The sequence below is a fragment of the Peptoniphilus sp. HMSC075B08 genome (assembly GCF_001815405.1).
GTDB classification, from domain to species: domain Bacteria; phylum Bacillota; class Clostridia; order Tissierellales; family Peptoniphilaceae; genus Peptoniphilus_A; species Peptoniphilus_A harei.
In genome coordinates, this window is sequence record NZ_KV820452.1 from 55,103 (window position 1) to 80,703 (window position 25,601).

Genomic DNA, 25,601 nt, shown 5'->3' on the forward strand with positions numbered 1-25,601 from the left:
TTGAAAATTAGGAGGAATTATGTCAATTAGCATTAGAGAAATTTTTAAAAATCCAGAGGATTTTTTAGATAAAGAAATAGTATTAAGTGGTTGGGTAAAAACATCTAGAGCTTCAAAAAACTTCGGTTTTATTGAACTCACTGATGGAACAGTTTTTAAACCAATTCAAGTAGTTTATGGTAAAGAATTAGAAAACTTTGATGAAGTTGAAAAATTTCCAATAAGCTCTTCTTTAGAAATCAGTGGAAAAATTGTTAAGTCACCTGGTAAAAACCAATCTTATGAATTACAAGCAAGTAAGATAGAAGCAATTTGTTCATCTGATCCATCATATCCACTTCAAAAGAAAAGACACACAATGGAATACCTAAGAACAATAGCTCACTTACGTCCAAGAGCAAATACATTTAATGCTGTCTTTAGAGTAAGATCACTAATTGCTTATGCAATTCACAAGTTCTTCCAAGAAAAGGGATTTGTTTACGTCCATGCTCCAATAATTACAACATCAGATGCTGAAGGAGCAGGTGAAATGTTCCAAGTAACAACTCTTGACATTGATAAAATTGCAAAATCAGAGCCTACTGAAGTTGACTACTCAAAGGACTTCTTCAATAAAAAGACTCACCTTACAGTGTCTGGTCAACTAGAAGCTGAAGCTTTTGCAGAAGCCTTTAGAGATATTTATACTTTTGGACCTACATTTAGGGCAGAAAATTCAAATACACAAAGACACGCTGCAGAATTCTGGATGATTGAACCAGAAATGGCCTTTGCTGATCTTAATGTAAATATGGACGTATCAGAAGAAATGTTAAAATATATTATTTCTTATGTCCTTGAAAATGCACCACAAGAAATGGAATTCTTTAACAACTTCATTGACAAGGGTCTATTAGAAAGATTACAAAATGTAGTTGATAACGAGTTTGCAAGAATAACTTATACAGAAGCTATTGAAATTCTTGAAAAAGCTGATAAGGAATTTAATTATCCTGTAAGCTGGGGAATTGACCTACAAACAGAACACGAAAGATATATTACTGAAGAAGTTTACAAGAAACCAGTTTTCGTAACTGATTATCCAAAGGAAATCAAGGCTTTCTATATGTATGAAAATGACGACAAGAAAACTGTTGCTGCTATGGACCTTCTAGTACCAGGTGTTGGCGAAATCATTGGAGGAAGCCAAAGGGAGCACAGATTTGATGTTCTAGAAGAAAAGATGCAAAACATTGGAATGGATATGGACACTTATGATTGGTATCTTGATTTAAGAAGATATGGATCTGTGGTCCACTCTGGATTTGGTCTTGGATTTGAAAGAGCAGTAATGTATATAACTGGAATGAAAAATATTAGAGACGTAATTCCATTCCCAAGAACTGTTGGAAATGCTGAATTTTAATTTTTGAAATTTTAGGAGTTAATATGAATAAATACACACCAAGTGATATAGAAAAAAAGTGGCAAGACTTTTGGGATGAACATGAATCCTTTGTATGTGAAAATAATTCAGACAAGGAAAAGTTTTATGCCCTTGTAGAATTCCCTTATCCATCTGGACAAGGACTTCACGTAGGTCACCCAAGACCTTACACCGCCCTAGATATTGTTTCTAGGATGAAGAGGATGCAAGGTTATAACGTACTTTACCCAATGGGATGGGATGCCTTTGGTCTTCCAACAGAAAACTATGCAATAAAAAATAAAATCCATCCAGCTATTGTTACTAAAAATAACATTGCTCACTTTAAAAAACAATTAAAGTCAATTGGATTTTCCTTTGACTGGTCTAGGGAAATTAACACAACTGATCCAGAATATTACAAGTGGACACAATGGATTTTCCTACAACTTTATAAAAAGGGACTTGCTTACAAGAAAAAAATGCCAATAAACTGGTGTCCTTCATGTAAGGTTGGACTTTCTAATGAAGAAGTTGTTGGTGGAAAGTGCGAAAGATGTGGAGAAGAAGTAGTAAGACGTGTTAAGAGCCAATGGATGCTTAAAATAACTGAGTATGCAGATAGACTTATCGAAGACTTAGACGACCTTGACTTTATCGATAGGGTCGTAACACAACAAAAAAACTGGATTGGTAGAAGTGAAGGAGCAAGTATTAACTTCTCACTTAAAGACTTTGATGAACAACTTGAAGTTTTCACAACTAGACCAGATACAATTTATGGTGCAACTTATATGGTAATTGCGCCAGAACATCCATTAATTGAAGAACATGCTGATAAAATTGAAAACTTAGATGAAATAAATGCCTATAAAGAAGAATGTTCAAAGAAAAGTGATTTCGAAAGAACTGAACTTGAAAAAGACAAGTCTGGTGTAGAAATAAAAGGTATTAAGGCAATTAATCCCCTTACAAATAAAGAAATTCCAATTTGGATTTCTGACTATGTTCTTATGACGTATGGAACAGGTGCTATTATGGCAGTGCCAGCTCACGATGATCGTGACTATGACTTTGCAAAGAAATTTGGACTTGAAATCATTCCAGTAATAGAAGGATCTGACGTTTCAGAACACGCAAATACAGAAACTTCTACTGGAAAAATGATTAATTCAGAAATCCTAAATGGACTTGAAGTTAAGGATGCTATTGCTAAGATGATAGACTATCTTGAAGAACATAAACTTGGAGATAGAAAAATTAATTATAAATTGAGAGACTGGGTATTCTCAAGACAAAGATATTGGGGAGAACCAATTCCAATAGTTCACTGCGAAAAATGTGGGCATGTAGCTCTTCCAGAAGAAGAACTTCCACTTTTACTTCCAGAAGTAGAAAATTACGAACCTACTGATTCTGGTGAATCACCACTTGCAAAAATGACTGATTGGGTAAACACTACTTGTCCAAAGTGTGGTGGGCCAGCAAAGAGAGAAACAGACACAATGCCACAATGGGCAGGATCATCTTGGTACTTCTTAAGATATACTGACCCACACAATGATGAAGCACTTGCAAGCAAGGAAGCTCTTGATTATTGGATGCCAGTTGATTGGTACAACGGTGGTATGGAACATACTACACTTCACCTTCTTTATTCAAGATTCTGGCACAAGTTCTTATATGATATTGGAGTAGTTCCAACTAAGGAACCTTATCAAAAGAGAACTTCTCACGGTATGATTCTTGGTGGAAACAATGAAAAAATGTCAAAATCAAGGGGTAACGTAGTAAATCCTGACGATATTGTTAGAGATTATGGTGCAGACACTTTAAGATGTTATGAAATGTTTATTGGTGATTTTGAAAAACCTGTACCTTGGTCAGAAAATGGAGTTAAGGGCTGTAGAAGATTCTTGGAAAGAGTTTGGAATCTACAAGAAATTGTAGTTGATGGAGATGACTACAGTAAAGAATTAGTCTCAGAAATACACAAGACTATTAAAAAGGTTACTGAAGACTATGCTCACTTAAAGGCAAATACTGCAATTGCTCAACTTATGACCCTATCAAATGAATTTAATGATGCTGGAAAAATCACTAAAGAAGACTTAAGAACTTTCTTAATTTTACTAAATCCAGTTGCACCACATATAACAGAAGAATTGTGGCAAGTATGTGAACTTGGCGGAGTATTATCAGAACAAGCTTGGCCTGAATATAAGGAAGAACTTACTATTGATAATGAAATCGAACTTCCAGTTCAATTTAACGGTAAAGTTAGATATACAATTAAGATAGAGAGAGATGCTTCCCAAGATGAAGTATTTGAAATTGCAGAAAAGGACGAACTTTTCGCTAAGAATACAGAGGGCAAGAATATAGTTAAGAAAATTTATATTCCAAATAAGATTGTAAATATAGTTGTAAAATAAAATGAAAAGCACTTTTTAGTGCTTTTTGTTCTTTATAAGGAGTTTTTATGAATAGCATGACTGGCTACGGCCTTTTTGAAAAAAGATGTGAGGATTTCTATATTAAAGTTGAGATGAAGTCTGTGAATAACAGGTATCTAGACATTAATGTGAGAATGCCTGGGTCAATTATGTATGCAGAAGAAGCTGTTAAATCTTTTATTAAGTCAAAAATCAAAAGAGGCAAGGTTGATGTATTCATAAATTTTGAATATTTGGATTCAAGCCAGGTTGAAATTGATATTGACTATGAGCTGCTAAATAAGTATATTATTATAAGTAAAGAATTAGAAGAGAAGTTGGGAGTAGCTTCTGATATATCATTTTCTAAGTTGATGAGAGACTCAAATATTATCAAGCCACAAAAAGCAGAGTTTGATGGAGATTATATAAAAGAAGAACTCTTAAAAGTGCTAGATGAAGCTGCAAATGAATTTGTAAAATCTAGATCTTTTGAAGGCGAAAAGATAAGAGAAGACTTTAAAATAAAGCTTAAAGAAGTCAAAAGACTTACCGACTTTATAGAAGAGAGAGCTCCTATTAGTTTAAAGGAAAATGAAAATAGATTGAGAGAAAGGGTAGCCGAGTTTCTTCAATCAAGTGAAATAAATGAAGATAGAATTTTGACAGAAATAGCAATAATGCTTGATAAACTTTCAATTGATGAAGAAATTACAAGGCTTAAAATTCACACTCATAATTTTAATGATATAATAAATCAAGAGGGACCAATTGGCAGAAAGTTAGACTTTTTAATTCAAGAAATGAACAGGGAGTCCAATACCATAGGTTCAAAATCAAATGATATTGAAATTACAAGTGCTGTTGTAATGTTAAAATCAGAAATAGAAAAATTGCGTGAACAAGCGCAAAATGTTGAATAAAATACTTAGGATGGTGATAATTTGGACGGCGGATTTTTATTAGTTTTATCAGGTCCTTCTGGCTCTGGAAAGGGAACAGTAAGTGAATCTCTAATGAAAAACAATGATGACATAATTTTCTCAACTTCTGTTACTACTAGGACTCCTAGACCAGGCGAAGTAAATGGCGAAAATTACTTTTTTGCCTCAAGAGAAGAATTTGAAAAAATGGTAGAAAATGATGAATTATTGGAACATGCCTTTGTTCATACAAACTACTATGGAACACCAAAGAAATTTGTATTTGATGAAATAGAAAAGGGAGAAATTGTGCTTCTTGAAATTGATGTGCAAGGTGCCCTTCAAATTAAAGAAAAATATAAGGAAGCAGTATTTATATTTCTAATTCCTCCTACTATGGATGAATTGAGATCTCGTCTTGTTAAGAGAGATACAGAAACTGAAGATGAAATAGAAACTAGGTACAGAAATGCCTTTAAGGAACTTGACTTCGTAGGTGAATATGACTACTTTGTTATAAATGATGTAATAGACAATGCAGTTAAGGATATTGAAACTATTATTGCAGCTGAAAAACTTAGGGTTAAAAGACATAAGAATATTAAGAAAGAAGTTCAAGCAGAAGAGGAGAGAAGTAAATGATTATACCATCTTTTAAAGAATTAAAAGAAGTTGCAGATTCTAGATATGAACTTGCAATTTTAGTATCAAAAAGAGCTAGAAAGATTATTGATGGAAATCCAGCTTTAGTAGATACAGATAGTGAAAAACCAGTAACAATTGCTATTGAAGAAATTATGGCTGGTAAGATTAAATTTGGAGAAAAATTAAGCGACTCTGAGTATGAAGCAAAGGTTGCTGAAGAAAAGGAAAATCTTATACAAGAAATTAAGCAAAAAAAGATTGATGATTTAAACAAAGAGGAACTAGAAGAGGAATAAGATGTTAAAAGGTAAAAAAATTCTACTTGGAGTTACAGGTGGAATTGCTGTTTATAAGTCTCCAGGTATATGCAGTCTCTTGAGAAAATTAGGTGCAGAAGTAAAGGTTATAATGACAAAAAACGCAACTGAATTTGTTACACCTCTTACTTTTCAAACTATGTCCAATAATGTAGTTCACGGAGAGATGTTTAACCAACTTTTTAACATGGATGTTGAGCATATTTCTTTAGCTAAATGGGCAGATATTATTGTTATTGCACCTGCTACTGCAAATATTATTGGAAAATTTGCCAATGGTATTGCAGATGATATGCTATCTACAGTTTTAATGGCATCAAGGTCTAAGGTAATGTTGGCACCTGGAATGAATACAGTTATGTTAAATTCAGAAGCCAATCAAAAGAATATGCAGATTCTAAGAGATAGGGGAGTTATAATCCTAGATACCAAAGAAGACCTACTTGCCTGCAATGATTATGGCAGTGGCAAGATGCTTGAGCCTAGTGAAATTGTTGATGAAATCGACAGAGCTTTAACTGAGAAAGACCTTGAAGGTAAGCATGTTGTAATCACAGCAGGACCAACTAGGGAGGCTCTTGATCCAGTTAGGTTTATTTCTAATTATTCATCTGGAAAGATGGGCTATGCCCTTGCAGATAATGCAAAAAAAAGAGGAGCAAAGGTAACACTTATATCTGGTCCAACAAAAATTGACGTTCCAAAAGTTGATAACTTCGTAAGAGTGGATTCAACTCGTGACATGTATGATGCTGTTGGAAAATACTTTGATGAATGTGATTTATTGATTAAGGCGGCAGCTCCAAGTGACTACAGACCAAAAACCTATAGTGAAGAAAAAATTAAAAAGGGTAGCGACAGTCAAATGAACCTAATTGAAATGGAAAAAAATCCTGACATAGCTGCTCACTATGGAAGTCTGAAGAAAAGGCAAGTTATAGTTGGCTTTGCAGCAGAGTCTACTAATATTTATGAGTATGCTAAGGAAAAACTAATTAAAAAGAACTTTGATATAATTGTTGTTAACAATATCAAAAAAGAAGGTGCAGGTTTTGGAAGTGACACCAATATAGTTTCCATTATCTCAAGAGATGAGACTGATGATTTAGAAATTATGTCCAAGGCTGAGCTTGCAAGAGAAATTTTAGATAGGGCAAAAAAACTTATGAGCTAGAGAAATCTAGCTCTTTTGTGGGTGAAGACATGTTTGCAGATATTTTCATAGAAAATAATTTTCAAAAAATAGATAAACTTTATACATATATAGTAAAAGATGATGTTAAACCTGGTATGAGAGTTCTCGTAAATTTTGGGAAGTCTTACCGAGTTGGTATCGTCCTTTTTTTACATGCAAATTATTCTGGAGACCACCGAGAAAAGTTAAAGGAGATTCATTCAGTCCTTGATGATGAACCAATAATATCCAATGACCTAATAAGACTTGGCCTTTGGATGAAGGAAAGATACCTTGTTGGTTACTCAAAGGCCTTTGCTCCAATCCTGCCACCAGGAAATCTTCAAAAAATAAAGAAAAAGATAGTGGTAGATAAATATCCTCATGGTAAGGACTTAGAAGACTTAAACTCTATAGACCTGTCAAAGTATTTTGAAGACTTAAAAGAAGATGAAAAAGCAATCATAAAAAGGTTAAGGGCTAAGGGCTATATAAAATATATTTATGACTCCTTAGTGACTGTAAAGCCGAAACTTGTAAATTATTTGAGACTTGCAGATGATTTTGACCCAAAAAATCTTGAGGGAATTAGTGAGAAACAAGCACAAGTCTTTAATTTTATAAAAAAAGAGAAAGATATATCGAGAGTAGATGTTATGAAGAATCTAAATATATCTTATTCTCCAATTAAAAGCCTGATAAAAAGAAACCTTATTGAAGAATATAAGAAAGAAATAAATAGAGATCCAGTTGAAAAAACTTTTAAAAAGAATAAGCTAGCTTTAAATGATGAGCAACAAGAAGCTCTTAAGAGTATACAAAAAACTGACAAGGTAGTCTCGCTACTCCATGGACTAACAGGATCTGGTAAAACCGAGGTTTATTTAAATCTTACTTCTAAAGTTCTTGAAGATGGAGGCCAGGTAATTGTACTTGTTCCAGAAATTGGATTAACTCCACAAATGATTGAGAGATTTAAGTCTTGGTTTGGAAATGAAGTTGCTATCATCCACTCAAAGCTTTCAGCTGGAGAAAGATATGATGAGTATAGGAAGGTCTTAAATGATGAAGTAAAAGTCGTGGTTGGAGTTAGAAGTGCAGTCTTCGTTCCCTTTAAAGACCTAAAGATGATAATTGTTGATGAGTCTCACGACTCTTCCTATGAATTTCACGACAACTTAAAGTATGACACCATAGAAGTTGCCATAAATAGGATGAAGGACAGGGGGAAAGTTGTCCTAGGATCGGCAACTCCATCTGTAGAATCCTATTTTTATGCACAAAAAGATTTTTATAACTTATGTGAATTAAATAATAGGGCGAAAAAAGGAGCCTTTCTTCCTGATACAGAAATAGTTGATATGAGAGACGAACTTATAATGGGAAATGTCTCAATCTTTAGTAGAGAACTTAGAGATGCTATTGAAGAAAAGTTAAAGAATAAAGAACAGATTATTTTATTTTTAAATAGACGTGGATTTTCTAATTTTATTTCCTGTAGGTCTTGTGGAGAAGTCATTAAATGTGATGATTGTGACATTTCAATGACCTATCATAAGTCCAAAAATAGACTTATCTGTCACTATTGTGGTAAGACAAAGCCTCTGCCAAGAGTGTGTCCATCTTGTGGATCAAAATTCATAAAACAGTTTGGAGTTGGAACCCAAAGAGTAGAAGAAGAAGTTCAAAAATATTTTCCGGAGGCTAGGGTTCTTAGAATGGATAGGGACACAACAGGAAAAAAAGATTCCTTTGAAAAGTTTTATGAGAAGATAAAAAATAAGGAAGCAGACATAATTATTGGAACCCAAATGGTATCTAAGGGATTTGATTTCGAAGATGTAACTCTTGTTGGGATTGTTGCAGCAGACCTCTCTCTTTATATTTCTGATTATAAAGCGAGAGAAAGAACCTTCCAGCTAGTAACTCAAGTATCGGGAAGGGCAGGTCGTGCATCTAAAAAGGGCCAAGTTATAATTCAAACTTACAGTCCCGACAGTGAAATTATAAAATACTCTGCACAAGGGGACTATAAAGATTTCTATGAATATGAAATCCAAGAGAGGAAGACTTTTTTATATCCTCCTTATACAAAACTAATTGATCTTGAGTTTTCATCTTATGACGAAAACCTAACTCAAATTTGGGCAGAAAGGTTTTTGCATCAAATGTCTCTTGATTTAAAAGGCATGGACATTATGATGACAAAGTTCATAAAGATGCCAAAAATAAAAAATATAAATAAGACTAAGTTTTCCCTTAAGGTAAAGCCAAAGGACCTAGGCTTGTTAATTGAGGGCCTAAAAAGGGTAATTAATAATAGTAAGATAGAAGATGAAAGAAAAATAATTTTAAATATAGAATTTTAGGTGATTTAATGGCAATAAGAAAAATTAGAACAGACGAAGATCCAATTCTTAGAAAAAAATCTAAGACAGTTACTAATTATAATGACAGACTAAAAGTGTTAATAGACGATATGTTTGAAACAATGGACCTTGCTCCTGGAGTTGGACTTGCTGCTCCTCAAATAGGAATTTTAAAAAGGGTTATTGTTGTTGATAATAGGGAAGAAGATAATGGCGAAGGCGAAGAGCCAATGAGATTTTACATGATAAACCCTGAAATAATAGAAAAAGATGGGGAAGAAGTCTCAATGGAAGGCTGTCTTTCTGTACCTGGAAAGCAAGGCACAGTTAAAAGAGCTAAGCACATAAAAGTTAAGTACAATGACCTAGATGGTAAGGAAAATCTTATGGAAGCTGAAGACTTTTTAGCTAGAATTATCCAACACGAAACTGATCATCTTGATGGAATACTTTATACAGACAAAGCAATACAAATGTATGAAGCGGAGAGTGAAGAATAATGAAATTTATCTTTATGGGAACTCCTGAATTCTCTGTTCCAATATTAGAAAGACTAAATGAGTTGGGAGATGTGGCTCTTGTAGTATCTCAAGAAGATAAGAGGAAGGGCAGGGGGAAAAAATTTACAAAAACTCCTGTAAAAGTTAAGGCTGAAGACCTAGGACTTGAAGTTTTTCAACCAGGAGATATAAATTCTACAGAAGCAATTGATAAATTAAGAGAAGTCCAAGCAGACATAATTGTAGTAGTGGCCTATGGACAAATCTTGACTCAAGAGATAATAGATTTACCAGAAAAATATATCGTTAATGTTCACGCTTCCCTCCTACCTTATTTAAGAGGTGCTGCTCCAATAAATAGGGCAATCATGGAAGGACATGATAAGACTGGTGTCAGTCTTATGAAGGTGGAAAGAGGTCTTGATTCAGGCCCAGTTTCATCTGTAAGAGAAATTGAAATTGGTGACATGAATGCAGGAGAACTTGAAGATAAACTTGCACAAATGGGTGCTGACCTATTAGAAGACTTTATCCTTGAAGCTGAGAAAGGTTCAGTGGATTTTGTTGATCAAGATGAAGATAAAAAAACTTATGCAAGTAAGATTTTAAAAAATGATTTAAATCTAGATTTTAATGATACTTCAAAAAATATAGTTAATAAGATAAGGGGACTTAGTCCACATTATGGAGTTAGGTTCAAGTATGATGACAAGTTCTATAAGATTTATAAGGCAGAAGAATTTGATGACAATTCTAATAAAAAACCAGGTACAATTATAAAATCTGACAAAGACCTTATTATTAAAACAAGTGATGGAGCAATTTCTGTAAAAGAAATTCAAGCACCAGGCAAAAGAGCTATGGGAATAGATGATTTTTTACGAGGGAATAAATTTGAAGAAAATTATGTGATTGGAGGAAAATAATGTTTGGACCATATTTTTACACTTATGATTACTCTTATTTGATTTATATACTTCCAGGCCTACTTCTTGCTATGTATGCACAGGCAAAAATTAGCTCAGCCTATGAAAAATATAAAAAAATTCCATCATCCACAAATCTTAGTGGTGCAGAAGTTGCAAGAAAAATCTTAGATAGGAATGGCCTATCGAATGTCAGCATCAATATGGTAGATGGAAAGCTTTCGGACCATTATGATCCTAGAGACAAGACCTTAAACCTATCAAGAGATGTTTATTATAAAAATTCTATTGCATCAGTTTCTATTGCGGCTCATGAAGTTGGTCATGCTATTCAAGATTCAGTTGACTATGCTCCTCTAAAGATAAGAGCAGCCCTAGTGCCACTTGCAAATCTTGGGACACAATTGTCTTTCTTTTTAATAATACTTGGGTTTTTCTTCTCAGTATTTTTTACTAAGTTAGGTATAGCTCTTTTCTTCTTTGCAGTTTTATTCCAAATTGTTACACTGCCTGTTGAGTTTAACGCATCTAATAGGGCAAAAAATGAACTTGCCATGGGAATTATTTCAGATGAAGATTTAAAGGGAACAAGAGAAGTCCTAAGTGCAGCAGCATTAACTTATGTTGCATCAACTATAGTTGCAATAGGACAATTTTTGAGATTACTAAGTATATTTGGAAGAAGAGATTAATGAAAAACACAAGAGAAAAAGCACTACAAATAATTAACGATGTCCTCTATAAGGGGACATTTTTAGAGGAAAGTTTAGAGATTTTAAAAGTATCTAATATAGATGAAAGGGACTTTGCCTTTATAAAAGAAATAACAACAGGAGTTGTGAGAAACAAAACTTATCTCGATTATGTCGTAAGACAAAATTCCAGAGTTAGGTTCAATAGGATTCACAAGATTATACTTATTATCTTGGAGATGGCAATTTACCAAATGTATTTTCTTGACAAGGTGCCAGATTATTCCATAGTTGATGAATCAGTTAATCTTGCAAAAATTTATGGAAACAAGGGATCAATTTCTTTTACCAATGGGATACTTAGGAGCATCGCAAAGAAGAAACCCGCTCAAGTTACCTTAAAAAATTCCATAGACAATTTATCTACTTATTATTCTCATCCAAGATTTTATACTGAATACTTTTACGAAAATTATGGAGAAGAATTTACAAAGAAACTTCTAAAGGCAAATAATGAGAAAGCACCCTTCACAATTAGGGTTAATATCTTTAAGACTAATAGGGATGATTTAATAAAAAACTTATCACAAATAGGTTTTGAAATAGAGGAGACAACTTATGACAATGCCTTAAATGTTTTAAATCCTAATGGTATCATAGACACTGAATATTTTGAAAAAGGTCACTTCTATGTTCAAGACCTAGGGTCCATCCTAGTGTCTAGCTTTTTAAATCCAAGAAAAGATTCAAAAGTTCTTGACTTATGTGCAGCACCTGGTGGCAAGACAACTCATTTATCAGAGCTTATGGACAATACAGGTGAAATTGTTGCCTGTGATAAGTCTAAGGGCAAGATAAATTTAATTAAGGAAAATGCCCAGAGACTTGGCTGCAAAAATATATCTCCTATGATTAACGACGCAAGGGTCTTAAATGATGACTTCGTAAATAAGTTTGACTATGTCTTAGTTGATGCACCTTGTTCTGGAACAGGCCTTTATAGGAAGAAGCCAGACATCAAATGGAACAAGGGAATAGATGACTTAAAAGATCTTGGCAAGATTCAATTAGAAATTCTAAACAATGCTAAAGAATATGTGAAGAACCAAGGACTTTTACTCTATTCAACTTGCTCTCTCTCAAAAATTGAGAATGAAGATGTAATCGAAAACTTCTTGAGTGAAAATAAAAATTTTAAAATAAAAAAATTAAGAGACAAGGAAGTCTTAAAACTATTTCCATCAGTAGATGGATCAGATGGTTTTTCAATTTGTCTCTTAGAAAAAAATTAATATCTATTACGACTGTGAAATTTCTTCACAGTCTTTTTTTATCGGCTAATTTTTCAAATCTTATTTTAATTTAAAGAAGTCTAATGGTATAATGTTTAGATGAATAGGTGGTTTTAATGGAATTAAATTCTATGTATGAAGATGAGCTGCGAAAGTTTTTTGAGGATAGAAAGGAAAAGGCCTTTAGAGGCTCACAACTTTTTACTTTCTTCCACGACAAGAAGAGATATGACGTGGAAAACTCAAATCTTTCGTCCAAGGCCATCGCTCTTATTAAAGATGAAGAAATAAATAAAATTGAAATATTTAAAAGCTTTGACTCTGACTTAGATGAAACAAGGAAATTGCTTTTTAAATTAAAAGATGGAAACCTAATTGAAGGTGTCCTAATGGAATACAAGCACGGTTACTCCCAATGCGTGTCAACTCAAGTTGGCTGCAGGATGGGTTGTGATTTTTGTGCATCAACAAAGTCTGGTCTAGTTAGAAACCTAAGTGCCGGTGAAATGCTGGGACAAGTTTATGAAATTGAAAATAAATACAATATAAAAATTTCTAATTTTATATTAATGGGAAGTGGCGAACCTCTAGATAATTTCTCTGAAGTCATAAGGTTCATAAAACTTCTCCACGACGAGAAGGGCCATAATACATCTTATAGAAATATTACAATTTCAACTTGTGGAGTGGCTGATAAGATTTACGATCTTGCTGATTTGGATCTCCCAATTAATCTTGCTGTTAGTCTTCACCAAACAAATGATAGGGATAGGTCAGCTCTTATGCCAATAAATAGGAGGTTTAACCTGGCTGAACTTAAAAAATCCCTAGAATATTATGTCAAAAAGACTAATAACAGGATAACCTTTGAATACACAATGATAAAAAATCAAAATGATGGAACAAAAAACATTGATGAACTTTATAATTTTGCAAAAAATTTAAAGTGTCACATAAATCTAATACCCTTAAATCCTATAGAAGAGTTTGATGAGAAAAGACCTTCTAAATCTGAAATTAATGACTTCAAGAATAAGCTTGAGAGAAGGGGTTTTAACGTAACCATAAGACGAGAACTAGGCAGTGACATAAGCGCCTCATGTGGACAACTAAGGCGTAAGATCGAGGTGAAATAAATGAAAGTAGTATCAGCAACTAATGTGGGTAACTACAGAAAGAATAACGAAGATTCCTATTATGTAAATGAATTTAAAAATTTGTATGTATTGGCTGATGGAATGGGAGGTCATCTTGCAGGTGAAAGAGCATCTAAGATGGCAACTGAAATAATTGGTCAAGACTTCGCAGGAGATAGAGAGGTAAAAAGCATTGATGATGCAATAGAAATCCTCTCATCTTCAATTAGGGATGCCAATAAAAAGATATTTGAAAGCTCCCAAGAAAATGAAGATTACAGGGGGATGGGAACTACTCTTTCTAGTGGTATTATCCTAGAAGATGTTCTAATATATTCAAATATTGGTGACTCCAGAATCTATAGGATAAACGAAGGAATGGAACAAATAACTCAAGATGATTCCTTTGTAAATTATTTGATTGAAATTGGAGAAATCACCGAAGAAGAAGCAAAAAATCATCCTAAGAAAAATGTCTTGACTAAGGCAATGGGAACCACATCTGATATAGAAGTTATAGTTAACACCCTTGATATTAAGGATAAAGATGTATTTTTATTTTGTTCAGATGGGCTTACAAATATGGTTTCTGATGAAGAAATCTTTAAAATTGTAAAGGAAAATAGTCCTGAAGAAGCGAGAGATATGCTTCTTGACCTAGCCCTAAAAAATGGTGGCATGGATAACATTACATTTATTTTAGTATTTAATGAGTAGGTGGGCAATGATTAATAAAATATTAGGAAATAGATACGAAATATTAGAAAAAATTGGCACTGGCGGAATGGGCAATGTCTTTAAGGCCCATGACAAAAAACTTGATAGGATAGTTGCCATTAAGGTTCTAAAATTAGAATACAATGAAGACAATAATTTTATAAGAAAGTTCAAGAGAGAATCTCTCGCAGCGGCAAGTATATCTCATCCAAATATAGTGAGCATTTATGATGTTGGTACTGAGAAAATCCAAGACAAGGAAGTTCACTACATTGTAATGGAATATATTGATGGAAAAACTCTAAAGGACTTAATTAATGATGAGGGTAGGTTATCTGAAAAAAGAGCATTAAACTACTGCATACAAATTGCTGAAGCCCTAAAAGTTGCTCATTCAAAACACATTGTTCACAGGGATATTAAGTCACAAAATATTATGGTGACAAGAGATGACAGGATAAAGGTAACGGATTTTGGGATTGCAAGAGTAGCAGACAACACGACTGTTACAGCTACAAATGCTGTTATGGGGTCTGTCCACTATTTCTCACCTGAACAAGCTAGGGGAGCAAAGGTAGACAACAGGTCTGATATATATTCACTGGGAATAGTTCTTTTCGAAATGTTAACAGGAAGACTTCCTTTTGATGCAGACAACCCAGTTTCAGTTGCCCTTATGCAGGTTCAATCACAAATGCCAAGGCCTTCTGAATTTATTAAGAGTCTAGACCCATCTGTAGATGCCTTAGTCCTTAAGATGACAGAAAAGGATCCAGACATGAGGTACAAGGATGTTTTTGAACTTATTAAAGACATTAAAGACTATACTATGGGTGCTAGAACCTTCTCTGTAAATAGAACTTATGCTGAAGATGATAGTAGGACAGTTGTCACTCCTCCTATCAATAGGAGACCTAATAGAAATCATTCCAATAACATGGACCCACAAAGACCAAAGAAATCCAAAAAAGTTGTAAAGAAGAAAAAATCAGCGGCTCCGGCCATACTTGGTATATTCTCTGCAATAGTTATTATTGCCCTTTTAATTTATGTCGTTCCAAAGGCAATGAAGGGAATGAAGTCAGGCGACGTAGTAGAAAAGATTGCCGTTGAAAATTATATTGGAAAGACACGTGAAGAAGCCAAAGAGCTTATAGAGGCTCAGGGACTAGTATTAGATGTCAATACAGTTGAAAATGAAAAAGAGCCAGACGGAGTAGTTTTAGGGCAAAATCCTGAAGAGGGAACTTCAGTTGATAAGGGAACTACAGTTACCCTTGAGATAAATGAATTACCAGACTCTGTTCCAGTTCCTCCACTTAAGGGACTAACAGCAGAAGAAGCTAAAAAAGTTCTTGAGGAAAATGCACTACAACTTGGATCTGTAGAAGAAGAATTTAATGACGATGTTGAAGAGGGAAAGGTAATTTATTCCAATCCTGATGGAGGCTACTCTGTAAAAAGAGGAACTGCAGTTAAGCTTATTGTCTCAAAGGGCATTGACAAGACTCCAGTAGTCTTAAGTGACTATAAGGGTATGGACCAAGATATTGTTGTAAATCAGTTAAAGAGCTTTGGACTTACTGTTGTTATAGAAAATGGAAATAGTAATAAGGTTTCTGAAGGTCAAGTTTATGACATGGATCCAAAACCAAAGACAAGTGTTGAAAAGGGTTCAACAGTTACACTTTATATATCCAAGGGACCTAAGTTAGAAGAAGATGACAGAGAAAATGAAAAAGACAATGAAGATAACAATAACAACGAAGATAAGTTTAACAAGACAAATCATATAAAAGTTAAGGTTCCTGATGATGGTGAAAGCCACCAGGTTTCTGCCGATAGGGTAAGAGATGCCAATGGAAATAAAACAGGATCACAAACTGTTTGGAATTACAACATTGAAGCAGGAGATGTTGCAAGTGTTGAACTCATTGGACCTGGTGAATACAATATTTATGTCGATGGCAACCTTGTAAAGACTGAGAAGATAAAATAATGATAGGAAAAATAATAAAACTAACTGGTGGTTTCTACTATATTCTTGCTGAAGGACAAGTTTATGAGACTAGGGCAAGAGGTAACTTTAGACACACTAAGGTAGACCCCATAGTTGGTGACAATGTAGAATTTAAGTTTGAAGAAAAGACTCTGGGATATATTGAAAAAGTATATCCCAGAAAAAATATGCTCACAAGACCAAAGGTATCTAATGTTGACATGGCTCTAGTTGTTGTTCCTGTTATGGACCCAAAATACAATCTGGTTACTATTGATAAGACAATTATCCAGGCTGAGCACCAAGATATTGATGTCACAATTCTTATAAACAAGTGTGACTTAGATAGAAAAGCCAGCGAAGAATTATCAAGACTTTATAAAAATTCTGGATTTAAAACTTTTATGATTTCTTTTAAGGATGATTCCATTGAGGACTTAAGAAATTATATAAGAGGAAAGACAGTTGCCCTTTGTGGAGTCAGTGGTGCAGGTAAGTCTACGATTACATCTAAAATTTTAGATAGGGATGTAGAAGTTGGAAAAGTTTCTGACAAGACTAGAAGAGGAAAGCACACAACAAGGCACACAGAAATATTATTTAAGGACGATATTTATATCTTTGACACCCCAGGTTTTTCTTCTCTAAGCTTGAATATTGATAAGGATGAATTAAAAAACTATTTTAGAGAATTTCAAAAATACTCAACTTGCAAGTTTAACAATTGCAACCACATAAAAGAACCAAAGTGTGGAGTTAAAGAGGCAGTTGAAGCAGGCAAAATAGAAAAAGAAAGATACGATAACTACTTATATATTTATGAGGAATTAAAAAGCAAAGGAGATTACTAATGATTTCACCATCACTACTCTCAGCAGATTTTACAAATTTAGAAAAAGAAATAAAAATACTTAATGAAGAAAAAGTTGATTTTCTTCACCTTGATATAATGGATGGAAATTATGTACCAAACATTTCTTACGGACCAGGTATTGTAAAATCCTTGAGGCCCTTAACAGATATTCCCTTTGACACCCACCTCATGATTGAAAATCCAGAAAACTTTATTGAAGATTTTAAAAATGCTGGATCCGACATTATTACTATCCATCCTAAGACAACAAAGCACCTTGACAGGACTCTTTCACTAATTAAGTCTTATGGTATGAAGGCAGGACTTGCACTTAACCCTTCCGATGGACTTGAGATTTTAGACTATACTCTTGATAAGCTAGACCTTGTTTTAATAATGAGTGTTAACCCAGGCTTTGGGGGACAAAAATTTATACCATCTGCCCTTAGAAAAATTAGTCAAGTTAAGAAGATGATTGAAGAGAGAGATCTTAAGACATTAATTGAAGTTGATGGCGGAGTAAAACTTGATAATGCAAAAGAAGTTTTAGAAGCAGGAGCAGACATCCTTGTTGCAGGGTCAGCAATCTTTCAAAAAGATAAGACTAGGGAAAATATTAAAGCCTTTAAGGAATTGTTATGAAAAAAGCTCTTTTAATCTCTGGAGGAAGACAAGTCTCCAAAGAACTAATAGAAAAGTATCTTGACAGATTTATAATCATAGCAGACGGAGGAGCAAGGCTTCTAATGAAGTATGGACTTGGAGCAGATATCCTATTAGGTGACCTTGACTCAATTGGAGAGGAAGCTTTAACTTATATCAAAGAACACGAGATTGAAGTTAAAAAATTTCCAGCAAAAAAAGATTTTACAGATACAGAACTTGCACTTTCATACTTAGTTGATGAAGAATATAAAGATATTGTAATCTTAGGGGCTCTTGGGACAAGACTTGACCATGAGCTTGCCAATCTTATGAACCTAAAAAAATTATATAAAAAGGGAATAATGGCAAAAATAGAAGATGATTACAACGAAGTTATTTATGTAGAAGAAGGTTCTTATGACTTTGAAAAAATAAATAAGAAGTATTTTTCTCTAATCAATGCAGGCACAAGCATGAATTTTACAACCAAGGGGCTTTATTACGAAGTGGAAGAACTTGAAATCAATTCAGAAAATCCTAGCAGGGGAGTTAGCAATGAGATGGTGGGAGAGAAAGCCACTATAAAAATAAATTCTGGTTCAGCCTTTATAATTCAATCAAGAGATTAAAAGACCCCAAGCCTAGCTTGGGATTTTTATTTGGAAAAATTTATTAAGAATAAAAATTGTGGATTTTCCTAAGAGAACAAGGAGAATATTAAATACAGCCCAGTAAAGAAATCATAATTTATAAGATCTTGTAAGAAATGAAAGATTAAAGTCTAAATAAAAATTGTTAAACATATAATAAAAATACTTTAAGCAAATAGAAAAATATTTTTGAAAATAAGAAAGACAACTTAATATTTAGGACAATAAAAAACCAGCCCTTGAGCTGGTTATATTTTTATTATTTTTCTAACTTGTAATACATCTTGTAGTGCTTAATTGATCCGTACTTCCTCTTTAGGTAAGTAATTTTTCTACTGAAGCTAAAGTCCTTTTTGTTGTTAATTGTAAACTCATAGCCATTTTTTAGAAGCTTATCAATAGTTTTGTGGTACTTTTCATTTGTATATTCTTTTAAAAGCTTAGGGTGGGCATTCATCCAAATTTTTGAAGTTTCTTTGTGGTAATAAACTTCTTCTTCAAAGCCAAGGTCTAAAAGGTCACGAATATAAAAGTCAAGGACATTGACACCACCGGCAGCCATGAAGTAGTGACTTTGTGGAAGTCTTAGATTCATTTCAAAGGCCTTAAAGGTATTGTCACGAGGGTCATACTTTAAGTCTATGTTTGAATAGCCTGTGTAGTGGATTGATTCCAATTTTTCTTTATAAAATTCATAAAGATCTGGCATATACCTTGTGTAAATTGCATCGTTATTTCCAATCCTAAGTGGGAGTGGGTCAGCAAGAAGAATTTGTCCATAAACCATCATCCTAACCTTTCCATTCTTGTCACAGTAGACATTAAAGGAAGCTTGGTTTGAGGCAGGTCCAGGAATATATTCTTGTACAAGCATTGTGCCTTCATAGTGGTTGTCGTCGTAAATAGTTTTTACAACTTTTTCAAGTTCTTCATAGTCATAAATTGTGTAGACCTTGTACTTATTTGGGAAAGATAATTTCACATAAGAAATTGAATCATTTGGTTTAAGTATAAGTGGGAACTGAAGGTCAAGGTCTTTAATCTCCTTAGAAGAATTTATTATTGCAAACTTAGGGTAAGGAATGCCAAGCTCTTCACAAGAATTATAAAAATCGATTTTATTTTCTAGCCTATCATTTAAGTCAGTAGAAGGAGTGTTGAACTTGTAATATTTTTTAATCCTTTCCTTGTTGTTGGAAAGTAATTTAGAGTACTCATCTCCGCAAGGAATTGTAATTAAACTTGCATCCTTATTAGCTTCAGCAAATTTTATCATCTCACTGACAAAGACTTCGTTGTCAGAAAAGTTTTCTATAATTCGCCTGTCTAAGATTTTTGAATTATCAGTTGCAGGAAGAGCTTTTTGACAAAAAACTGTGGAGATTAGTCCGTAGTTGTCATTTAAAATACGGGCAATCCCATAGGCATTTTCATCAGAACCAAGAATTACAAACTTAACATTATATTTTTTTATTATATCTCTAGAAATATTTTTCATTTTTCTCCTTTTATCTATAAAACACTAAGTATTTTTATCCTTATACATTATACACTAGTGGGGAAGAAATTTTAAGAAGACTATTAAAAAGCCCTATCTATATTCTTCCAATAGCCTACAATTTTTTTAATATCATCTTGAGAAACTACTTTTTTATTATCTTCTTTTAATTTCTTATCTATTTCAGAAATCACAGATAATTTATCAGCACACCAGGTAGGTTCAAAGAGCTTTGCCTTTGGTGGGTCGCCAGTAATTCTATGGACGACAGTTTTCTCATCAATAGTATCGAGGGCTTTTAAGACCAAGTCTACATACTCATCTCTTGATAAAATTTTGAAATTTTTACTTTTATATAATTCATATATAGGCGAGTCTTTTAATATATATAAGTTGTGAAACTTTACACCAAAGGGTGCCAGATCTCTTATATAAGTTATTGTATTTTCAAAATCTTTTTCATCTTCAAAGGGAAGACCAAAGATAGCGTGAATTAAAAATAAAATATTGGCATCTTGTAACTTTTTTATAGTTTCATCAAAAATCTTATGGGAGTAGCCACGATTAATGACTTTAATTGTGTCTTCACTTACTGTTTGCATACCAAGTTCCAACCACAAGGTCTTCTTCTTGGAGATTTCCTTTAAATATTCTATTTTTTCATCATCAAGACAGTCGCATCTAGTTGCAATAGAAATACCCTTTATGTCATCTCGGTCGGCGATTTTATCATATATTTCCCTTAAAGACTCAAGAGAACCATAAGTATTGGTAAAATTCTGAAAGTAGGCAATGTAGTTTTCTGCCTTCCATTTGTTTTTTAGAAATTCTTTTTGCGATTCAATTTGCTCATCAAGGCTTAAATATTTTGATCCAGCAAATTCTCCACTGCCATCATCAGAACAAAATATGCAACCAATTTCAGATAGAGTCCCATCCCTATTGGGACAAGAAAAACCACCATCAAGAGATAGCTTTACGGTCTTGCCGCCATAATATTCTTTAAAAAAATCATTAAAAGATAAAAATCTTCTCATACAAATCACCAAACTCATTATATATTTAATTAAAAATTATTTCTATGCCTGTGAAATTGAAAAAAATACTATATAATAGAATAGGAATTGAGGTTTTTTAATGGACTTAAAATTTAAAAACTATTTAATTTTAGCAGAAGAATTTTTAATAGATGAGGATTACGATAAGGCGGAAGACCTTTTGTTGAAATCGATTAACTTCACATCTGATAAGGATCTTGATGAAAGAATTTCTGTATACTTTGAGTTAGCTGATATCTACCTTAAAAAAGAAAATTACAAAGAAGCTAAAATTTACTTTCAAAAAATTTTAGACTTAAAGGAAATGCCTGGAGCTTATTATGGTCTTGCCATTAGTAATGACTTTGAAGGTATAGACATAGGCTACTCCATAAAAAATTATAAAAGGGCAATTGATTTGGATCCTGATTATGACAGGGCCCATTATTATCTGGCTCATGCCTATGACAAGCTTGGTGAAAGTAAACTTGCCATAGAGGAATTTGAGAAGGTTATTGAATTAGATGAGCATGACTTTGTTGCTTATAACGACTTGGGCTCTATCTATGAAGTTCTAAATGAAAATGAAGAAGCAGAAAGATATGTAAAAAAATCTTTGGATATAAAACCCGACTATGGAAGGGCCCTATATAATATGGGAGTCCTGTGTAAGAAGAAGGGAGACAATAAGTTGGCATTTAAATACTATTATGATGCCATAGGAAAATTTGAAGATCCTTTTTTATTTTTAAATATGTCTGCAATTTATATCGAAGAAAAAGATTATGATGCTGCTATAAAAATTTTAAATAGGGGACTTATAGATTTTCCAAAATCTGTAAATCTCCACTACAATAAAGCCTGCTCCTTCCACTTGCTTGGAAGAGATGACTGGGCAAAAGAAGAAATTATTAAGGCAATAGAAATAAATGAAGATGCCTATGATTGGGCATTAAAAGACGATGACTTAAGTGAGATAGTAAAGGAGTTAAAATGATAATTATAAAAACTGAAGATGAAATCAAAAAAATGCAAGTAGCAGGCAAGGTCTTATCAGATGTTCACCACAAGCTTAGAGATTTTATTAAGCCAGGTGTTAAAACAATTGAAATCGATAGGTTTGTAGAAAATTATTTAAAGGAAAGAGGAGCTTATCCTGAGCAAAAGGGTTACGAAGGCTACCCTTATTCAATTTGTGCATCTGTTAATGATGAGATTTGCCACGGCTTTCCAACGGAATATGTTTTAAAAGATGGAGACATAATAACTGTTGACATGGTAGTAAATGTTGATGGATGGCTAGCTGATTCAGCTTGGTCCTATGAAGTAGGTACAGTTTCTCCCGAAGCAAAAAAACTTTTAGAGGTAACTCGCGAATCCATGTACAAGGGAATTGAAAAGGCCGTAATTGGAAATAGACTTGGAGATATTGGAGCTGCAGTCCAAAAACACGCTGAAGAAAATGGTTACTCTGTAGTAAGAGAATTTGTTGGCCATGGTATTGGTCAAGAAATGCACGAAGACCCACAAGTTCTTCACTACGGAACAGCTGGTCGTGGCTTAAGACTTCAAGAGGGAATGGTATTTACTATCGAACCAATGATAAATATGGGCAAAAAGGAACTTACTATTGATGACAATGGCTGGACAGCAAGGACTAAAGATGGATCTTTATCTGCACAATATGAACACCAAATTGCAATCACTAAGGACGGACCAATAATAATTACAGACCAAGGTGACTGTTAATAAATGAGGGAAGTCAATTTACTAAGGGGAAATATTTTTTCTGCCCTATTAAAAATGGCTTTGCCGTTAATGGGAACGGCCTTTGTTCAAATGGCCTATTCTCTTGTAGACTTAATGTGGTTGGGACGACTCTCTACAGAAGCAGTAGCTGCTGTGGGAGCCTGTTCCTTTTTAGTTTGGATTGCCCAGGCCATAACTCTTGTTGCCAAGACTGGAGTTTCTGTTGGCTTGTCTCAGTCCTATGGTAGAAATGATGATGAGTCATCTAAGAAAGTTTGGCTTGCAGGCTTTGGATTAAACTTAATCTTATGTATAGGCTTAAGTATCCTATACATAAGCATGAGAAATGAAATTATTGGATTTTATAGGCTAGAAGAATCAGTTCATACTATGGCAGTTGATTATTTATTAATTGTCAGTGGTGGACTTATATTTACTTTTTTAAATCCAATTTTATCTTCGGCATTTTTTGCCAAGGGAAATTCAATTACTACCTTTAAGATTTCAATTATTTCTTTAGTTATAAATCTTATCCTAGATCCATTTTTAATTTTTGGAATAGGGATTTTTCCTCAAATGGGAATTAAGGGAGCAGCCCTTGCAACGGTCCTTGCTCAAATGATATCAAGTCTTTTATATCTTTATGTTGGAATAGAGACAAGGGAAATATTTGTGAGGACAAATTACCTTAAGATTCCAGAAGGATCTTACTATAAATCAATTTTAAATTTGGGACTTCCAGCAGCCCTCCAGTCCCTAATTCATGCTTCAGTGAGTATGATATTAAATAGGTATATAGCAAGCTTTGGAGCTCTTTACATTGCGGTATATTCCATTGGTTCACAAATTGAATCTATATCATGGATGACTGCTGATGGTTTTTCTGTTGCCTTTTCTGCCTTCTTTGGTCAAAACTTTGGGGCCAAAAATTATGAAAGACTTCATGATGGAAGACGTGAGGCGATGAAAATTGTAAATATTATTGGGATTTTTGCAACAGTTCTCTTATTTTTCTTTGCAGAAAACTTATTTAGGCTCTTTATTCCTAAAGACCCTGATGCAATTGTGGCTGGCATTGATTACTTAAAAATTTTAGCCTTCTCACAATATTTTATGGCCTTAGAAATTGGGACAACGGGGATGCTAAATGGACTAGGACTTACAAGATACCCTGCCATAAATGCCATGGTATTAAATGTTTCTAGGATACCTATGGCTCTTCTATTTATGCCGATATTTCAGGTAAATGGAATTTGGATTGCTATGAGCTTATCATCTGTGCTAAAGGGAATATTTTTGACTATTATATATTATTATTTGCGAAAAAAGACACAAGGTTTTAGAATTAATATGAAGACCTACGTATGAAAGGAGATAAAATGTTAAAACAATTTGAAAAACCTGCAAGAGGAGAAAAAATTGCAGTATTAAAAACTAATAAAGGCGATATAAAAATTAGATTATTTGAAGAAGCAGCACCACTTGCTGTTGAAAACTTCATTTCACTTATAGAAGATAAATACTATGATGGAATAATCTTCCACAGAGTTATTGAAAACTTTATGATCCAAGGGGGAGACCCATCTGGAACAGGTCGTGGAGGAGAAAGTAAGTGGAATAAACCTTTTAAGGATGAGTTTGACCTAAACTTTAGAAACTTTAGGGGAGCTCTCTCAATGGCTAATGCTGGTCCAAATACAAATGGATCTCAATTTTTTATAGTCCAAGGAGACAAACTTTCTGATGACATACTTTCACAAATGAAGGATGCAGGAGCAGAAAATGGTTATCCAGAAGAAATTGTGAAGGCCTATGAAGAAAAGGGTGGAGCTTTTTGGCTTGATGGCAAGCACTCTGTATTTGGCCAAGTCTTCGAAGGAATGGATGTAGTTGATGACATTGCAAAGACAAGAGTTGGCTTTATGGATAAGCCAGTAAACGACATTGTAATTGAAGAAGCAATTGTAGAAGAGTACAAAGGATAATATAATGCATCAGTATAGAGGAAGAATGATTTTACACACTGGTTCAATGTTCTCTGGAAAAACTAGCTCTCTTGAAAAGGACCTAAAGAGGTTCTCTATTGCAAATTACAAGGTAGTTGCCTTTAAACCTCTAATAGACAAGAGATATGCTAAGAATGAAATTGTCACACATGACAAGATTTCTCTAGAGGCTGTTGAAGTAGAATCGATAAATGAAATTGTAGCCTATGCAGAAAAGAACTCTCCACAAGTTATTGGAATAGATGAAGTACAATTTTTATGCGACTCACCTGAAATTGTTCTAGAAAATTTGGAAAAAATTCTTGCTATGGGAATCACTATTGTCCTTGCAGGCCTTGATATGGACTACATGGCCCATCCCTTTGAAATAGTAAAGGAACTTATGCCTAAGGTTGATTACCTAAACAAACACCATGCAGTTTGCAGGAAATGTGGAACAGATGCCTGGGTCTCTCACAGAAAAATAAAGAGTGACAAGAGAGTAGAACTTGGGGCAGTGGAAGAATATGAACCACTTTGCAGAAGATGCTACAGAGAAGCCATAGAAGAAGATAAGATAAAAGAAAATCAAGAAAAATTTTTATAAGATATTGACAACCTCTAATCATTTGATTAAAATATAAGTAAATG

Annotated in this window: 24 protein-coding genes; 22 read left to right on the forward strand and 2 right to left on the reverse strand. The window is 33.7% G+C overall.

The annotated features are described in order from the left end of the window. Positions 1-19 precede the first annotated feature (19 nt). The 17 genes from asnS to HMPREF3023_RS05990 all read left to right on the forward strand — a co-directional run bounded on the left by asnS (position 20) and on the right by HMPREF3023_RS05990 (position 18,660). Positions 20-1,408 carry an asparagine--tRNA ligase gene (asnS, locus tag HMPREF3023_RS05910; RefSeq protein WP_070701678.1) on the forward strand — a complete coding sequence of 463 codons (1,389 nt, stop codon included), beginning with the start codon at positions 20-22 and terminating at the stop codon, positions 1,406-1,408. A gap of 23 nt (positions 1,409-1,431) precedes the next feature. Then, complete coding sequence (gene leuS, locus HMPREF3023_RS05915) at positions 1,432-3,843, forward strand: leucine--tRNA ligase (protein WP_070701680.1); 2,412 nt, start codon at positions 1,432-1,434, stop codon at positions 3,841-3,843. A gap of 47 nt (positions 3,844-3,890) precedes the next feature. After that, positions 3,891-4,766, forward strand: a complete 876-nt coding sequence (locus tag HMPREF3023_RS05920; RefSeq protein ID WP_070701682.1) for a YicC/YloC family endoribonuclease — start codon at positions 3,891-3,893, stop codon at positions 4,764-4,766. 21 nt (positions 4,767-4,787) lie between these two features. Then, positions 4,788-5,408 carry a guanylate kinase gene (gene gmk, locus HMPREF3023_RS05925; protein ID WP_070701684.1) on the forward strand — a complete coding sequence of 207 codons (621 nt, stop codon included), beginning with the start codon at positions 4,788-4,790 and terminating at the stop codon, positions 5,406-5,408. Then, complete coding sequence (gene rpoZ, locus HMPREF3023_RS05930) at positions 5,405-5,707, forward strand: DNA-directed RNA polymerase subunit omega (RefSeq protein ID WP_070701686.1); 303 nt, start codon at positions 5,405-5,407, stop codon at positions 5,705-5,707. The genes gmk and rpoZ overlap by 4 nt, the downstream gene beginning before the upstream one ends. 1 nt (position 5,708) lies before the next feature. Continuing rightward, complete coding sequence (gene coaBC, locus HMPREF3023_RS05935) at positions 5,709-6,902, forward strand: bifunctional phosphopantothenoylcysteine decarboxylase/phosphopantothenate--cysteine ligase CoaBC (RefSeq protein ID WP_070701688.1); 1,194 nt, start codon at positions 5,709-5,711, stop codon at positions 6,900-6,902. A gap of 29 nt (positions 6,903-6,931) precedes the next feature. Continuing rightward, on the forward strand, positions 6,932-9,271 hold the full coding sequence (gene priA / locus HMPREF3023_RS05940) for a primosomal protein N' (protein WP_070701690.1): 2,340 nt from the start codon (positions 6,932-6,934) through the stop codon (positions 9,269-9,271). Between the two features lie 8 nt (positions 9,272-9,279). Next, on the forward strand, positions 9,280-9,771 hold the full coding sequence (def, locus tag HMPREF3023_RS05945; protein ID WP_070701692.1) for a peptide deformylase: 492 nt from the start codon (positions 9,280-9,282) through the stop codon (positions 9,769-9,771). Further along, entirely contained in the window at positions 9,771-10,697 is a 927-nt protein-coding gene (gene fmt, locus HMPREF3023_RS05950) for a methionyl-tRNA formyltransferase (RefSeq protein WP_070701694.1), read from the forward strand. Before def ends, fmt begins: the two co-directional genes overlap by 1 nt. Continuing rightward, positions 10,697-11,389 carry a zinc metallopeptidase gene (locus HMPREF3023_RS05955; RefSeq protein ID WP_070701696.1) on the forward strand — a complete coding sequence of 231 codons (693 nt, stop codon included), beginning with the start codon at positions 10,697-10,699 and terminating at the stop codon, positions 11,387-11,389. The genes fmt and HMPREF3023_RS05955 overlap by 1 nt, the downstream gene beginning before the upstream one ends. After that, entirely contained in the window at positions 11,389-12,681 is a 1,293-nt protein-coding gene (rsmB, locus tag HMPREF3023_RS05960) for a 16S rRNA (cytosine(967)-C(5))-methyltransferase RsmB (protein ID WP_070701699.1), read from the forward strand. The genes HMPREF3023_RS05955 and rsmB overlap by 1 nt, the downstream gene beginning before the upstream one ends. A gap of 116 nt (positions 12,682-12,797) precedes the next feature. Beyond that, complete coding sequence (gene rlmN / locus HMPREF3023_RS05965; RefSeq protein WP_070701701.1) at positions 12,798-13,817, forward strand: dual-specificity RNA methyltransferase RlmN; 1,020 nt, start codon at positions 12,798-12,800, stop codon at positions 13,815-13,817. Further along, positions 13,818-14,534 carry a Stp1/IreP family PP2C-type Ser/Thr phosphatase gene (locus HMPREF3023_RS05970; RefSeq protein ID WP_070701703.1) on the forward strand — a complete coding sequence of 239 codons (717 nt, stop codon included), beginning with the start codon at positions 13,818-13,820 and terminating at the stop codon, positions 14,532-14,534. A 7-nt stretch (positions 14,535-14,541) separates the two neighbouring features. Continuing rightward, positions 14,542-16,533, forward strand: a complete 1,992-nt coding sequence (pknB, locus tag HMPREF3023_RS05975; RefSeq protein ID WP_070701705.1) for a Stk1 family PASTA domain-containing Ser/Thr kinase — start codon at positions 14,542-14,544, stop codon at positions 16,531-16,533. Then, on the forward strand, positions 16,533-17,384 hold the full coding sequence (gene rsgA / locus HMPREF3023_RS05980; protein WP_070701707.1) for a ribosome small subunit-dependent GTPase A: 852 nt from the start codon (positions 16,533-16,535) through the stop codon (positions 17,382-17,384). Before pknB ends, rsgA begins: the two co-directional genes overlap by 1 nt. After that, on the forward strand, positions 17,384-18,028 hold the full coding sequence (gene rpe, locus HMPREF3023_RS05985; RefSeq protein WP_070701709.1) for a ribulose-phosphate 3-epimerase: 645 nt from the start codon (positions 17,384-17,386) through the stop codon (positions 18,026-18,028). Before rsgA ends, rpe begins: the two co-directional genes overlap by 1 nt. Next, positions 18,025-18,660 carry a thiamine diphosphokinase gene (locus tag HMPREF3023_RS05990; protein WP_070701712.1) on the forward strand — a complete coding sequence of 212 codons (636 nt, stop codon included), beginning with the start codon at positions 18,025-18,027 and terminating at the stop codon, positions 18,658-18,660. Before rpe ends, HMPREF3023_RS05990 begins: the two co-directional genes overlap by 4 nt. Positions 18,661-18,940: 280 nt before the next feature. On the opposite strand, the gene HMPREF3023_RS05995 is transcribed toward HMPREF3023_RS05990, so the two are convergent. Both HMPREF3023_RS05995 and HMPREF3023_RS06000 read right to left on the reverse strand, forming a co-directional pair. Then, positions 18,941-20,179 (reverse strand): carboxylate--amine ligase, encoded by a 1,239-nt coding sequence (locus HMPREF3023_RS05995; RefSeq protein ID WP_070701714.1) that lies wholly within the window; start codon positions 20,177-20,179, stop codon positions 18,941-18,943. Between the two features lie 83 nt (positions 20,180-20,262). Further along, on the reverse strand, positions 20,263-21,216 hold the full coding sequence (locus tag HMPREF3023_RS06000; RefSeq protein WP_070701716.1) for a tRNA modification radical SAM protein MnmL/YtqA: 954 nt from the start codon (positions 21,214-21,216) through the stop codon (positions 20,263-20,265). Positions 21,217-21,316: 100 nt separating this feature from the next. Between HMPREF3023_RS06000 and HMPREF3023_RS06005 the strand changes: the two genes are divergently transcribed. Genes HMPREF3023_RS06005 through HMPREF3023_RS06025 form a run of 5 tightly spaced genes read left to right on the forward strand, consistent with a single transcriptional unit; the run spans position 21,317 to position 25,557 of the window. After that, the gene (locus HMPREF3023_RS06005; protein WP_070701718.1) at positions 21,317-22,213 is read left to right on the forward strand and encodes a tetratricopeptide repeat protein; all 897 of its coding nucleotides are present in this window, start codon (positions 21,317-21,319) and stop codon (positions 22,211-22,213) included. Further along, complete coding sequence (gene map / locus HMPREF3023_RS06010; RefSeq protein WP_070701720.1) at positions 22,210-22,965, forward strand: type I methionyl aminopeptidase; 756 nt, start codon at positions 22,210-22,212, stop codon at positions 22,963-22,965. Before HMPREF3023_RS06005 ends, map begins: the two co-directional genes overlap by 4 nt. A 54-nt stretch (positions 22,966-23,019) precedes the next feature. Then, positions 23,020-24,333, forward strand: a complete 1,314-nt coding sequence (locus HMPREF3023_RS06015; RefSeq protein WP_246829190.1) for an MATE family efflux transporter — start codon at positions 23,020-23,022, stop codon at positions 24,331-24,333. Between the two features lie 11 nt (positions 24,334-24,344). Next, entirely contained in the window at positions 24,345-24,950 is a 606-nt protein-coding gene (locus HMPREF3023_RS06020; protein WP_070701724.1) for a peptidylprolyl isomerase, read from the forward strand. A 4-nt stretch (positions 24,951-24,954) separates the two neighbouring features. After that, positions 24,955-25,557 (forward strand): thymidine kinase, encoded by a 603-nt coding sequence (locus tag HMPREF3023_RS06025; protein ID WP_070701726.1) that lies wholly within the window; start codon positions 24,955-24,957, stop codon positions 25,555-25,557. Positions 25,558-25,601: the final 44 nt, after the last annotated feature.